The following is a 12,900-nucleotide window of genomic DNA, read 5'->3' on the forward strand; positions in this document are numbered from 1 at the left end:
GGGGCGACCGTTCGAAAGGAAACCGATGAGCTTCTCGACTCGGAAGCCGTCCCGGCGCGCGCTCGCGATGGGTGCGGCGATCGCCGGAGGCGCACTCCTCGCCGGGGCCGCCGCCGCCCCCTCCCTCGCCGACGAAGGTCACGGCGACCGCGACGACCGCGGAACCGCCAAGCACGTCCTCCTGATCTCGGTCGACGGTCTGCACCAGAAGGACCTCGACTGGTACGTCCGCACGCACCCGTCGTCGGCGATGGCGGCGCTCGCGGCGCACGGCACCGACTACACGCGCGCGCAGACCCCCGTGCCCTCGGACTCGTTCCCGGGCATGGTCGGGCAGGTGACCGGAGGCAACCCGGGCACGACCGGCGTGTACTACGACGACACGTACAACCGGGCGCTCCTCCCGGTCGGCACCACCGACTGCGCGACCGCCAAGCCCGGCGCCGAGGTCGCATACACGGAGGCGGCCGACAAGGACCAGACCCGGCTCGACGCGGGCCAGGGCCTGACCGGACTGCCGGGCAGCATCCTCTCGATGACCGGCACCCCGGCCACGCTGCTGAACCCGGCCGCGCTGCCGGTCGACCCGGCGACCTGCAAGCCGGTGTACCCGCACCAGTACCTCAAGGTGAACACGGTCTTCGAGGTCGCGAAGGCGGCCGGGCTGCGCACCGCCTGGAGTGACAAGCACCCGGCCTACGAGATCCTGAACGGCCCGTCGGGCACGGGTGTCGACGACCTCTTCACACCGGAGATCAACAGCGACGCCGCCGCGCCCTTCAGCGGCGACTGGACGAAGGACAACGCCGCGACCCAGCAGTACGACGCCTACAAGGTGAAGGCCGTGCTCAACGAGATCGACGGCAAGGACCACTCGGGCACCACCGCCGAGCCCGTCCCGGGAATCTTCGGCCTGAACTTCCAGTCGGTGTCCACCGCGCAGAAGCTGCCGACGTCCGACGGCCTCGCCGGCGGCTACCTCGCCGACGGCTCCACGCCGGGGCCGCTGCTGAGCAAGGCGCTCGACTTCGTCGACTCGTCCCTCGCCTCCTTCACCGCCGAGCTCAAGAAGACGGGCCACGAGCGCGACACGACGGTCATCCTCTCCGCCAAGCACGGACAGTCCCCGACCGACCCCGCGGCGCTCAAGCGCGTCGACGACGGTCCCATCATCGATGGGCTGAACTCGGCTTGGAAGGCCGCCCACGCGGGCGCGGGCGGCCTCGTCGCCTTCGCCACCGACGACGACATCATGCAGCTGTGGCTGAGCGACCACTCGCAGGGCGCGGCCGACTTCGCCAAGGCCTACCTGGCCTCCCACCCGGCCGCGGGCAACACGATCACCGGCGCGCCGACCAGCGTGACGTCGTCGGGCCTGACCACGATCTACGCGGGGTCCGGAGTGGCCAAGTACTTCGGCACCGCGGCGAGCGACTCGCGCATCCCCGACATCCTCGGAATCGCGCAGACCGGCGTCGTCTACACGGGCGGCACCTCGAAGATCGCCGAGCACGGAGGCGCCAGCGCGGACGACCGGAACGTCCCGATCCTCGTGTCGACGCCGGGCGCCGAGCACGGCAAGCGCGTGGACGCCCCGGTGGAGACGACGCAGATCGCGCCGACCATCCTGACGCAGCTCGGGCTGGACCCGCGCGCGCTGCAGGCTGTTCGGATCGAGGGCACGAAGGCGCTTCCGGCCTCCGGGCGCTGAGCGCGGCTCCCCTCGGGCGGGGCGTTCGCGGGGGCGCGGGCGTCCCGCCCCGTCGAGGTGCTCGCAGGTGCTGCCGACACGCCGTGTCGGACAGCATCTGCGAGCACCTCGTGCGTTCGCGCGCGCGCGAGCGCTCAGCGCTCCAGCGGGCGCCAGACCACGAGCTGGTTGCTGCGGCGCACCCGGGTCCCGGCGCGCATCGAGACGACCTCGCCCTCGGAGCCGGCCGCGAAGACGCGGCGGCCGGGGCGGTTCAGCAGCTCGTCGGCGAGGGCGGTCTCGAGCTCGCGGACGCGGGTGCGGAGCTCGCCGACCTGGTCCTCGAGCTCGAGGATGCGGCGGATCCCCTCCAGGCTGACGCCCTCGCCGCTCAGACGCGCGATCTCCTGCAGCTTCTGCACGTCGCGGATGGAGTAGCGGCGCGACTTCCCCGCCGTCCGGCTGGGGCTGACGAGTCCGAGCCGGTCGTACTGGCGGAGCGTCTGCGGGTGCATGCCCGCGAGCTCCGCCGCGATCGAGATCACGAAGACCTGGCTGTTCTCGTCCATCATCAGCTCCGGGCCTTGGCCAGGAGGTCGTCGCGGGGGTTCTCGTCGGGCAGCTTCTCGGCGAACGCCTCAAGCGCCTCCTTGGCCTCGGAGGAGAGGTGCGACGGAACGGCGACCTGCACGACCGCGAGAAGGTCACCGGTGCCCTTGGCGGTCTGCACGCCCCGGCCCTTCACGCGGAGGACGCGCCCGCTCGGGGTCCCCGGGGCGACGCGCAGCTTGACCGGGTCGCCCCCGAGGGTCGGCACCTCGATGGTGGCGCCGAGGGCGGCCTCGGCGAAGGTGACCGGCACGTTGACGCGGAGGTTGAGCCCCTCCCGCTCGAACACGGGGTGCTTGCGCACCGTCACGGTGAGGACGATGTCGCCCGCCTCACCGCCGTCCGGGCTCGGCTGGCCCTTCCCGCGGAGCTTGATCTTCTGGCCGTCGGCGACGCCGGCGGGGATCTTCACCTTGATCGGCTTGCCGTCGGCCGCCTGGAGGGTGATCGTCTCGCCGCGGGTCGCGGTGACGAAGTCGATTGTCGTGTGGGCTGTGACGTCGCGGCCGCGCGTCGGTCCGCCGTAGCCGCGGAAGCCGCCGCTCGGCGTGCCGAACCGGCCGTTGCCGAACAGGCCGCCGAAGACGTCGTCGAAGTTGCCGCCCTGCTGGAACGTGTACCCGCCCGGGGCGCCCTGGTTGAACATGCCGCCGAAGACGTCCTCGAAGCCGCCCTGACCGCCCGCGCCGGGAGCCGTGAAGCGGGCACCGGAGCCCATCGCGCGGATCTGGTCGTACTCCTTGCGCTCCTCGGGATCGCTCAGCACCGAGTACGCCTCGCTGATCTCCTTGAACTTCCCCTCCGCGGCCGCGTCGCCGGGGTTGGAGTCGGGGTGGTACTTGCGTGCGAGCTTGCGGTACGTCTTCTTCAGCTCGGCGTCGCTGACGTCCTTGGAGACGCCAAGGACCTTGTAGAAGTCCTTGTCGAACCAGTCCTGGCTTGCCACGGGCGCCTCCTCTCAGTCGTGCTCGTCAGTGTCGATAGTCGTAAGTCTGCGTGATGCCCCACGGCGAGCGAAGCGGCGGGATGAGTCTCCCGCCGCTTCGCCTCCGTGGACCTGCTCCCGGCTCAGGCCGGGGTCGAGACGACGACCTTCGCGACCCGGACGGTGGTCGAGCCGAGCCGGTAGCCCGTCTCGACGACCTCCGCGACGGTGTCCGCCGTCACGTCGGGGGTCGGCTGCTGGAAGATCGCCTCGTGGATCTGCGGGTCGAACGGCTCGCCCTTCTCGCCGTAGGGGGTGAGGCCGAGACGCTCGACCGCCGTGCGGAGCTTGCCCGCGATGGTCGCGAACGCGCTGCCCTCGACGAGGTCGCCGTGCTTCTCGGCGCGCTCGAGGTCGTCGAGCACGGGGATGAGACCCTTGACGGCCTCGCCGACCGCGCGCTCGCGCTCGATCTCCCGGTTGGCCTCCGTGCGCTTGCGGTAGTTCGCGTACTCGGCGGTGACCCGTTGGAGGTCGCCCAGCCGCTCGGCCGCGAGCTGCTCGGCCGTCGTCTGGCCGGAGAGGATGTCGAGGTCGTCGTCGCTCAGGACGGTCTCCTGCTCCTCCCCGGGCCCGACGTCGACGAGCTCCTCGTGCGAGAGGTCGTGCTCACCCGACTCCTTCTCCGGCTGTCGGACCTTCCCGGTCTCGGGGTCGATCCTGCGCTTGTCGCGCACGACCGGCTCCTCGCGCTCGGGCTCGCCCGAGTCGTTCTGGTTCTGGTCCGACATGCTTACTTCTTCTCCTCGTCGTCGACGACCTCGGCGTCGATGACGTCCTCGTCGTCGGAGGACTCGCCGGACGGCTGGCCCTCGGCGGACTCACCGGCCGGAGCCTGCGCGGACTGGGCGGAGGCGTAGATCGCCTCGCCGAGCTTCTGCTGGCTCGCGTTCAGCTTGTCGTAAGCGGACTTGACCGCCTCGTCGTCCTCGCCGGCGAGCGCCGTCTTCAGGCCGTCGACATCGCCCTGGACCTCGTTCTTGACGTCCTCCGGGAGCTTGTCCTCGTTCTCCTTGATCAGCTTCTCGATCGAGTAGACGAGCTGCTCGGCCTGGTTGCGGGTCTCGGCGGACTCGCGGCGCTTCTTGTCCTCGGCGGCGTGCTCCTCGGCCTCGCGCACCATGCGCTCGATGTCGTCCTTCGGGAGGCTGCTGCCGCCCGTGATCGTCATCGACTGCTCCTTGCCGGTGCCCTTGTCCTTCGCGGACACGTGCACGATGCCGTTCGCGTCGATGTCGAAGGTGACCTCGATCTGCGGGATGCCGCGGGGGGCGGGGGCGATGCCGGTCAGCTCGAACGTGCCGAGCGGCTTGTTGTCGCGCGTGAACTCGCGCTCGCCCTGGAAGACCTGGATCGCGACGGACGGCTGGTTGTCGTCGGCCGTGGTGAAGGTCTCGCTCCGCTTGGTCGGGATGGCCGTGTTGCGCTCGATGAGCTTGGTCATGATCCCGCCCTTGGTCTCGATGCCGAGCGACAGCGGGGTGACGTCGATGAGGAGGACGTCCTTGCGCTCGCCCTTCAGCACACCGGCCTGCAGGGCCGCGCCGACGGCGACGACCTCGTCCGGGTTGACGCCCTTGTTGGGCTCCTTGCCGCCGGTTTCCTGCTTCACGAGCTCCGAGACGGCCGGCATGCGGGTCGAGCCGCCGACCAGCACGACGTGCGCGATGTCGGAGACCTTGATCCCCGCCTCCTTGATGACGTCCTGGAAGGGCTTCTTGGTGCGGTCGAGGAGGTCGCTCGTCATCTGCTCGAACTGGGCGCGGGTGAGCGTCTCGTCGAGGTTGGCCGGCCCGTTCTCGGTGAGCGAGAGGTAGGGCAGCTGGATGCTCGTCGACATGCTCGACGAGAGCTCCTTCTTGGCCTGCTCCGCGGCCTCCTTGAGGCGCTGCAGCGCGATCTTGTCCTTCGAGACGTCGACGCCGGTCGAGTCCTTGAAGCGCTTGATCAGCCAGTCGACGATCCGCTGGTCCCAGTCGTCGCCGCCGAGGCGGTTGTCGCCGGCGGTCGCGCGGACCTGGATGGTCGAGAAGTCGTCGTCCTTGCCCACCTCGAGGAGGGACACGTCGAACGTGCCGCCGCCGAGGTCGAAGACGAGGATGAGCTCGTCCTCCTTGCCCTTGTCGAGCCCGTAGGCGAGAGCGGCCGCGGTGGGCTCGTTGATGATGCGGAGGACGTTGAGGCCCGCGATCTCGCCGGCCTCCTTGGTGGCCTGGCGCTCGGCGTCGTTGAAGTACGCCGGCACGGTGATGACGGCATCGGTCACGGTGTCGCCCAGGTACTGCTCGGCGTCGCGCTTCAGCTTCTGGAGGATGCGCGCGGAGATCTCCTGCGGGGTGTACTTCTTGCCGTCGACCTCCTTGGTCCACGTCGTGCCCATGTGGCGCTTGACGGACGAGATGGTGCGGTCGACGTTGGTGACCGCCTGGCGCTTGGCGGTCTCGCCGACGAGCACCTCGCCGTCCTTCGTGAAGGCGACCACCGACGGGGTGGTGCGGAAGCCCTCGGCGTTGGCGATGACCGTCGGCTCGCCGCCCTCGAGGACCGAGACGACGGAGTTGGTCGTTCCGAGGTCGATTCCTACTGCACGTGACATGTGTGCTCTCTCTCCTTTGTTGCTGGCTGCGTAGCCGTGAAAGTCAGGGGGTCAAGACTTGAGTCGAGACGGCTCAAGCCTCGCACCCCGACCGGGATGCTGTCAAGATGCCGGACTCAAAACTTGAGTACATCTGACTCAACTTTCAGGGAGACGCCGGTATTCCCCCTCCACCTCGTACCGATCTCACACCCACCGCACAAGCACCATCGCTAGCGTGATCGCCATGCAACCCGATCCGGCTGTCGCACCGCTGCTGTCCACCCGGGCGATCGAGGCGCTCCAGAGCATCGACCCGGAGACCCTGGGCGAGGTGCAGGCGTTCCGGGAGGATTTCGCGCGGTTCATCATGCCGTACAAGTTCGGCATCGACGAGATCTCGACGAAGGTGTCGATCCTGCGGGAGGAGTTCGCGGAGCTCCAGGACTACAACCCGATCGAGCACATCTCGAGCCGCCTCAAGTCGGCCGAGAGCATCGAGCAGAAGGTCATCCGCAAGAACTGCGAGCCGACGTTCGAGGCGATCCGGGATGCGATCACCGACATCGCGGGCGTCCGCATCGTGTGCAGCTTCGTCTCCGACGTCTATCGCGTCTTCGACCTGCTGACCCGCCAGGAGGACGTGCGCGTCCTCCGGGTGAAGGACTACATCGCGCACCCGAAGCCGAACGGCTACAAGAGCCTCCACGTGATCCTCGAGGTGCCGGTCTTCCTGAGCGACGGCCCGGTGCGCGTACCGGTGGAGGTGCAGCTGCGGACCGTCGCCATGGACTTCTGGGCGAGCCTCGAGCACAAGATCTACTACAAGTACGACGGGGAGGTGCCGGAGCGGCTCCTGCGCGACCTCACCGCGGCGGCGAGCACGGCGAACCAGCTCGACCTCACCATGGAGGACCTCCACCGCCAGGTGCGCGGCGAGGGAGGCACGGTCTACAGCCTCCCCGCGTCCGTGTGAATCGCGCGGGCCGCCGGGTTCAGTAGCCGATCACGCCCGTGAAGTCGGGGCTCCCGTCGGGACGCGCCGGGAGCGGCTGGCCGTTGACGTAGCGGGGCCACTCCAGCCGGAGGCCGGCCGTCGGGTCGAGGCGGGGATAGGCGGAGGCCGTCGGCGCGGAAGCGGCTGCCGGTGCGGCGAACGGAGGGGCGGCGACGCTGGGCGCAGGCTGCGCCTGCTGGGGAGGCGCGGCGGGCGCTGCGGAGGGTGCCGGGGCGAACTGCGCGGGCGGTGCGGCGAACTGCGCGGGCGCTGCCGCGAAGGGCGCGGGGCGCACCTCCCTGGGCCCGAACAACTGGTAGGTGAGCGGGATCAGCACCGTCCCGAGAGCGTCGAGGATGGCGACGACCGCGACCAGGCGCCAGTACGTGTCGCCGAAGTCCGCCGACGTCCAGATGAGCGGGAGGGAGAGCCCGGCCGTCAGCAGGCCGACGAGCACGAGCGTCGCGATCGTGACCTTGCTCATCACGGGGCCGGTGAACCGGCGCTGCGTGTTGAGCACGAGGTGGATGTGGAGGAGGCCGGCCCGCGTCACGAGGACGAGCAGGAACCACGAGAACGGATCCCACCAGGGCTCGGAGCCGCTCCCGCCGTAGGTCGCGCCTCCCGTCGGCGCCCACACCTTCCACAGCCCGATGCCGAACAGGTACACCGAGGTGATGACGCTGATCGCGCCGAACCACGCGGCCCGGCGCGCCGATACGTCGGCGTCGTACCAGGAGATCAGGGCGAAGAACACGAACAGGCCGATGGTGCCGATGAGGCGCCAGCAGGTCTCGTCGAAACGGCCGAGGACGACCGCGTACACGCCGACGAGGGCGGCCGCGATCAGGGCGCCCACGACGATGCGCGGCATCAGGTGGCGGACCCAGCCGTAGGGGTTCGGGGCGGTGGGGGCAGTGCTCACGGGACCTCCGATGTCGGGTTCGCCGGTCACGCTACGGCCCAGCGGCGGCCGCCGAATCCGTGCCGCCACGGAAAACCTCGTCCGCGTGACGCGTTCCGGGACGTCGAGGCGTTCACCGCTCGTTCGCCGCCCGGCCCTACGCTGTCGCTATGACTCGCGACCTCCCCGGCGACGTCGACGGCGACGCTGCCGCGCAGCCGGCAACGGCGACCGCCGGCCCGCTCTTCGTCGACACGACGACCGACCGCTCCATCCCCACGCGGCGCGTCGTCGCGTGGGCGCTCTGGGACTGGGGAGGCGCCGCCTTCAACGCGGTGATCACGACCTTCGTCTTCACGGTGTATCTGACGGGCAGCCTGTTCGTCGAACCGTCGCTCGTCGCGGCGCGCAACGCGGAGACGGATGTGAACGGCCCGGCGCACGCAGCGGTCACGGCCGCCGAGGCACCCCTCTCCAGCGGACTCGGCTGGGGACTCGCCGTCGCCGGCATCCTTGTCGCCCTGCTCGCGCCTGTGCTCGGGCGCCGGACGGACGGATCCGGGCACCGGAAGCTCTGGCTCGGGATCAACACCGGCGCGGTGGTCGTCGCGACGGCGCTCATGTTCTTCGTCGTCGGGTCGCCGGGATACTTCCTGTTCGGGGTGATCCTGGTCTCGGTCGGGACGATCTTCTACGAGATCGCCACCGTCAACTACAACGCCATGCTCGTGCAGGTCTCGACACCGGCGACGGTCGGCCGGGTCAGCGGCCTCGGCTGGGGCGCGGGGTACCTCGGCGGCATCGTGCTCCTCCTCATCGTCTACTTCGGCATGGTCACCGATAACGCGGACGGGACCGGCGGCCTCCTGCACATCCCCCAGGAGGCGGGGCTCAACATCCGGGTCATCGCGCTCATCGCGGCGGCCTGGACGCTCGTCTTCTCGCTGCCTGTGCTCGTGGCGGTGCCGGAGATCCCCCGGGCTTCCGGTGTGAGGCGGGTCGGGTTCTTCGCCTCTTACCCCGCGCTCGCCCGTGACATCCGCGACCTCTGGCGGGCAAGCCGCAACACGGTGCTCTTCCTCATCGCCTCTGCGCTGTTCCGGGACGGCCTGGTCGGGGTGTTCACCTTCGGCGGGATCCTCGCCCAGGGCACCTTCGGCTTCAGCAGCGGGCAGGTCATCATCTTCGCGATCGCGGCCAACGTTGTCGCCGGGGTGAGCACCATCCTGTCGGGCCGCCTGGACGACCGGTTCGGGCCGAAGCCGGTCATCGTCACAGCCTTGGTCGGACTGGTCGTCGCGGGGCTGGCGGTGTTCTTCCTGCACGCTGCCGGCGCGACCGCGTTCTGGGTGTTCGGGCTGATCCTGTGCCTGTTCGTCGGGCCCGCGCAATCGTGCAGCCGGACCTTCCTCGCGCGCGTGACCCCGGCCGGCCGCGAGGGCGAGGTGTTCGGGCTCTACGCGACCACCGGTCGGGCGGTGTCCTTCCTCGCGCCGCTGCTGTTCGCCTCCTTCGTGGCGCTCGGTGGCGCGCAGTACTGGGGGATCCTCGGGATCGTGCTCGTGCTGCTGGCGGGGCTCGTCCTGCTGCTGCCGGTGAAGGCGGTGCGGTGAGGGTCTCGCCGACGGCCGACGTAGTCCTGGCGCGGTCTGATGATGTCAGGGGCGCGGCCAGGCGCGGACGAAGCGGTCGAAGAGCTCGGCGAAGGTGCGTGCCTCCTCGGGCGTGAACTCGGCGAGCGCCGCCTCGACTGCTGAGCGTCGGTGCGACCGGAGCTCCTCCAGCTGACGCCGGCCGGCGGCCGTCAGTTCGATGAGGGCCCGGCGAGCGTCCGACGGGTCGGGAACGCGGCGCACCATTCCGCGTTCGACGCCGTCTTGGACGAGTCGGCTGGCGCGCGGCTGGTCCACCCCGATGGAGGCGGCCAGCGTGCTCACCGACAGGTGGTCGCCGCGCGCGTCGGCCGCCTCCAGGGCTTCGAGCATCCGGACGCGGGCGATGCGTCCGAGCGAGCCGTCGCGGGCGCGTCGGCCCGGGCCGGGGCGCGCTGAGTCGCCGAAGGCAGGGAAGCCGTGGCCGGGCCAGGAGGGTTGAGGGGCGCGCGGGGCGGTGGGGTCGGCGGAGTCCGCACGGTCGGTGCGGTCATCACCCTCCGGGGTGGGGCCCTCGGCGGGTTCGGCGCCTCGCCTTCCACGGTCCGCGTCCGGCTCCGCACCTCCCGATTCTTCTGCCGCGCCGTGCCGGTAGGCCCACGGACCGGACGGGCCCCAGCCGTGTCCGCCGTACGGGCCGTGGCCGCCGTGCCCCCAGGGTCCGTGGCCGGGGGCACCCTCGGCCCAGGGTGGCCCCGGGCGCCGCCGCGACTGATCCCGCCGGACCGCGAGGAGGGACCGCTCGATCATCGCCACGATGTCCGCTTCTGGCGGAATTCCGCCTGCGCCTTGACTGCCGTTCGTCATGCATGTAACTATACATTTACTTGTACAGTTACATGCAATGGAAGGGAGTCATGCGATGACGAACATCGACGACTCGAAGCCGGCTCAGGACGAGCCGCAAGACACACCGCCGGACTACTGGTTCGGCATCATCGACCACCGGCTGCACGCCCGCCTCCGCGAAGCTCTCGCATCGCAGGGGCTCCGCCGCGGCGGCTGGAGGATCCTGCAGCTGCTCAACGAGCGCCCCTCCACCGCGGAGGAGCTCGGGGCGAAGTCTGTGGGCCGTCGGCACGGAGGACCCCGCGGAGAGGGCCGGGGCTGGGCTTCGGCCCAGGGTACGGATTCCGGGGACGGCCGTGGATGCGCGGCGCGGGGCCATGGGCGCAAGAAGGGGAGGGGCCGGGACACGGCCGCCGCCCCGAGCGCGCGGAGGATCACCCGCACGCCGCCGACGAGACGCGCCACGACCCGCGCGTGCACGGTTACCACGGCAGAGGGTACGGAGAGCACCCTGACCACGAGGGCGGCGCTGACCAGGGGGCGCGTCCCCATCAGAACCCCGCGGACGACGCGGGTCACGACCCGCGTGCCCGAAGCTACTACGGCGGCGGACACGGACAGCACCCCCACCACCACGGCGACGAGTCGGGATTCCGACAGGGGTTCGGGAGGGGGTCAGCTCCCGGATTCGACCGCGGGTTCGAGCCGGGGTTCGAGCCGGGCCCGGAGCCCGCGTTCGAGCGTGGATTCGAGCCGGGCCCGGAGCCCGCGTTCGAGCGTGGATTCGAGCCGGGCCCGGAGCCCGCGTTCGAGCGTGGATTCGAGAGAGGCTTCGAGCGCGGATTCGAGCGCGGCATCGGTCGCGGCGGATTTCCGGGACGCGGCGGAGGTTACGCGGCGCAGTTCGGCCGCGGGTTCCGCCCTGGCTTCCCGCCGTTCGGGGCCGGGCCGGGCGCCTGGTGGCGTCCGGGCGGCGGGCCGGGCAGTCGGATCGACCGCATCCTGGCCGACTTCACCGAGCGGGGCTGGGTGTGGTTCGACGGAGACACAGCCACGCTGACCGAGGAGGGCCGCGCGGCCTATGACGCCGCCGCGGCCCAGGTCGCAGAGGTGCGCCGCGCACTGGCCGACGGCGTCTCCGACGCCGACTATGCCGCGACGATGCGAACCCTGGAACGCATGGCGGCCAACCTGGGCTGGTCGGACGCGTCGGCGGACGCGGGAGGGACGGAGCCGGAGGACGCGGACGGGGTCGAGTCTGCGGACTCGGACTCGGACTCGGACGGAGCCGCCCCGGCGGCCGGCTGAGACGCCACTAGTAGCCCCGTCACCGAGGCCGACGACCCGCTCCTCCGCTCGAGATGGCACTAATGGCCCCCTCACGGCTCCCCAAGAGCCCTGAGGGGGCCATTAGTGACGTCTCACGCGCCAGCACCCGCGGGTAGCTGTGGATAACGTCTGCGGCGAGCGCCCCGGCCGGCGAACCAGAACGCCCCGAGGGCGCCTCGGACGTTATCCCGGCTCCACGAGTTGCGTCCGCTTGCTGAGACGTCACGGATGGCCGCGACGGCGTCGTCCGTGAGCGGTTCCCGCTGCTGAGACGTCAAGCCACGCTGCGACGGCGTCCTCCGTGAGCCGTTCCCGTAGCTGAGACGGCACCAGTGGCCGCGACGGCGTCGTCCGTGAGCCATTCCCGCAGCTCAGACGGCACGAGTGGCCGCGACGGCGTCGTCCGTGAGCCATTCCCGCAGCTGAGACGGCACGAGTGGCCCCCTCAGCGCCCCCGAAATGGCCTGAGGGGGCCACGATCGACGTCTCAGGTCGAGACGCCGACGGCAGCCTGTGGATGACGCGCCCACGTGGCCGCCCACGCTGACGGGCCGCGACGCACCGCGGAGACTCCTCCGCTGTTGACCGGCCAAAACGAGCCGGTCCCCGACTGAGACGGCACGAATGGCCCCCTCAGCACCCCCGAAGCGACCTGACGGGGCCACAAGCGACGTCTCACGTCGCGACGCCGTCGGGAGGCTGTGGATAGCGCAGGAGCGCCCGGCACACCCCCTCCCCCACCCCGCCTAGGATGGTCGCATGACGCCAGCCCGCGAAGAGGTCGTTCTGCTCGCCGAGGATGGCACTCCGATCGGAACCGCCGACAAGGCCACCGTCCACACCAAGGACACGCCCCTCCATCTGGCGTTCTCGTGCCACCTGTTCGACGGGGAGGGGCGCCTCCTGGTCACGAGACGCGCGCTGTCGAAGGCGACGTGGCCCGGGGTGTGGACCAACTCGTTCTGCGGACACCCGGCGCCGGGTGAGGCGATCGAGCAGGCGGTCGTGCGGCGCGCCGCGGATGAGCTCGGTGCACGGATCGACAACCTCACCGTCGCGCTGCCCGAGTTCCGCTATCGGGCGACCGACGCGGCCGGCGTCGTCGAGTACGAGGTCTGCCCCGTCTACACCGCGACGATCGTCGGCGAGCTCCAGCCGTCGGCGTCGGAGGTGGCGGAGTGGGAATGGGTCGACCCGCGGGTGCTGCTCACCGCGGTGGACGCGACGCCGTGGGCGTTCAGCCCGTGGCTGACCCTCCAGCTGCCGGCCCTGTACGCCGAAGGGAGCGCCGAAGCTTCGGGTCAGCTGTGAGCCGCACTCATATTTTCCACCTGTGTAATTGACTGTGGATAACTTCGGGCGCGCGTATG

Annotated in this window: 11 protein-coding genes; 5 read left to right on the top strand and 6 right to left on the bottom strand. The window is 70.6% G+C overall.

The genetic code is table 11. From position 1 onward, the window contains the following. Window positions 1–25: 25 nt before the first annotated feature. Window positions 26–1,711, top strand: a complete 1,686-nt coding sequence (locus FPT20_RS15020) for an alkaline phosphatase family protein (protein WP_199245844.1) — start codon at window positions 26–28, stop codon at window positions 1,709–1,711. A 134-nt stretch (window positions 1,712–1,845) separates the two neighbouring features. Here the strand turns inward: FPT20_RS15020 and FPT20_RS15025 are convergent, their stop codons facing one another. The 4 genes from FPT20_RS15025 to dnaK form a co-directional block, all read right to left on the bottom strand. Next, window positions 1,846–2,259 (bottom strand): heat shock protein transcriptional repressor HspR, encoded by a 414-nt coding sequence (locus tag FPT20_RS15025; protein ID WP_158868255.1) that lies wholly within the window; start codon window positions 2,257–2,259, stop codon window positions 1,846–1,848. Window positions 2,260–2,261: 2 nt separating this feature from the next. Continuing rightward, entirely contained in the window at window positions 2,262–3,245 is a 984-nt protein-coding gene (locus FPT20_RS15030) for a DnaJ C-terminal domain-containing protein (protein ID WP_158866751.1), read from the bottom strand. A gap of 122 nt (window positions 3,246–3,367) precedes the next feature. Beyond that, complete coding sequence (locus FPT20_RS15035) at window positions 3,368–4,015, bottom strand: nucleotide exchange factor GrpE (RefSeq protein WP_158866753.1); 648 nt, start codon at window positions 4,013–4,015, stop codon at window positions 3,368–3,370. A gap of 2 nt (window positions 4,016–4,017) precedes the next feature. Further along, window positions 4,018–5,880, bottom strand: coding sequence for a molecular chaperone DnaK (dnaK, locus tag FPT20_RS15040; RefSeq protein ID WP_158866756.1), 1,863 nt, complete (start codon window positions 5,878–5,880; stop codon window positions 4,018–4,020). Window positions 5,881–6,106: 226 nt separating this feature from the next. On the opposite strand from dnaK, the gene FPT20_RS15045 reads away from it, so the two are divergent. After that, window positions 6,107–6,835: a GTP pyrophosphokinase gene (locus FPT20_RS15045; RefSeq protein ID WP_158866759.1), complete on the top strand. Its 729-nt coding sequence runs from the start codon at window positions 6,107–6,109 to the stop codon at window positions 6,833–6,835. A gap of 19 nt (window positions 6,836–6,854) precedes the next feature. Here the strand turns inward: FPT20_RS15045 and FPT20_RS15050 are convergent, their stop codons facing one another. Further along, window positions 6,855–7,781, bottom strand: coding sequence for a hypothetical protein (locus tag FPT20_RS15050; RefSeq protein ID WP_158866761.1), 927 nt, complete (start codon window positions 7,779–7,781; stop codon window positions 6,855–6,857). 149 nt (window positions 7,782–7,930) lie between these two features. On the opposite strand from FPT20_RS15050, the gene FPT20_RS15055 reads away from it, so the two are divergent. Continuing rightward, window positions 7,931–9,373, top strand: coding sequence for an MFS transporter (locus tag FPT20_RS15055; protein ID WP_158866764.1), 1,443 nt, complete (start codon window positions 7,931–7,933; stop codon window positions 9,371–9,373). Between the two features lie 45 nt (window positions 9,374–9,418). On the opposite strand, the gene FPT20_RS15060 is transcribed toward FPT20_RS15055, so the two are convergent. Next, the gene (locus FPT20_RS15060; protein ID WP_233265555.1) at window positions 9,419–10,219 is read right to left on the bottom strand and encodes a MarR family winged helix-turn-helix transcriptional regulator; all 801 of its coding nucleotides are present in this window, start codon (window positions 10,217–10,219) and stop codon (window positions 9,419–9,421) included. A gap of 456 nt (window positions 10,220–10,675) precedes the next feature. On the opposite strand from FPT20_RS15060, the gene FPT20_RS15065 reads away from it, so the two are divergent. Together FPT20_RS15065 and idi are read left to right on the top strand one after the other, a co-directional pair. Beyond that, on the top strand, window positions 10,676–11,509 hold the full coding sequence (locus tag FPT20_RS15065; RefSeq protein WP_158866767.1) for a hypothetical protein: 834 nt from the start codon (window positions 10,676–10,678) through the stop codon (window positions 11,507–11,509). Between the two features lie 780 nt (window positions 11,510–12,289). Continuing rightward, window positions 12,290–12,841, top strand: a complete 552-nt coding sequence (idi, locus tag FPT20_RS15070; protein ID WP_158866769.1) for an isopentenyl-diphosphate Delta-isomerase — start codon at window positions 12,290–12,292, stop codon at window positions 12,839–12,841. Window positions 12,842–12,900 lie beyond the last annotated feature (59 nt).

It is taken from the genome of Leifsonia sp. AG29 (genome assembly GCF_009765225.1).
Classification (GTDB): domain Bacteria; phylum Actinomycetota; class Actinomycetes; order Actinomycetales; family Microbacteriaceae; genus Leifsonia.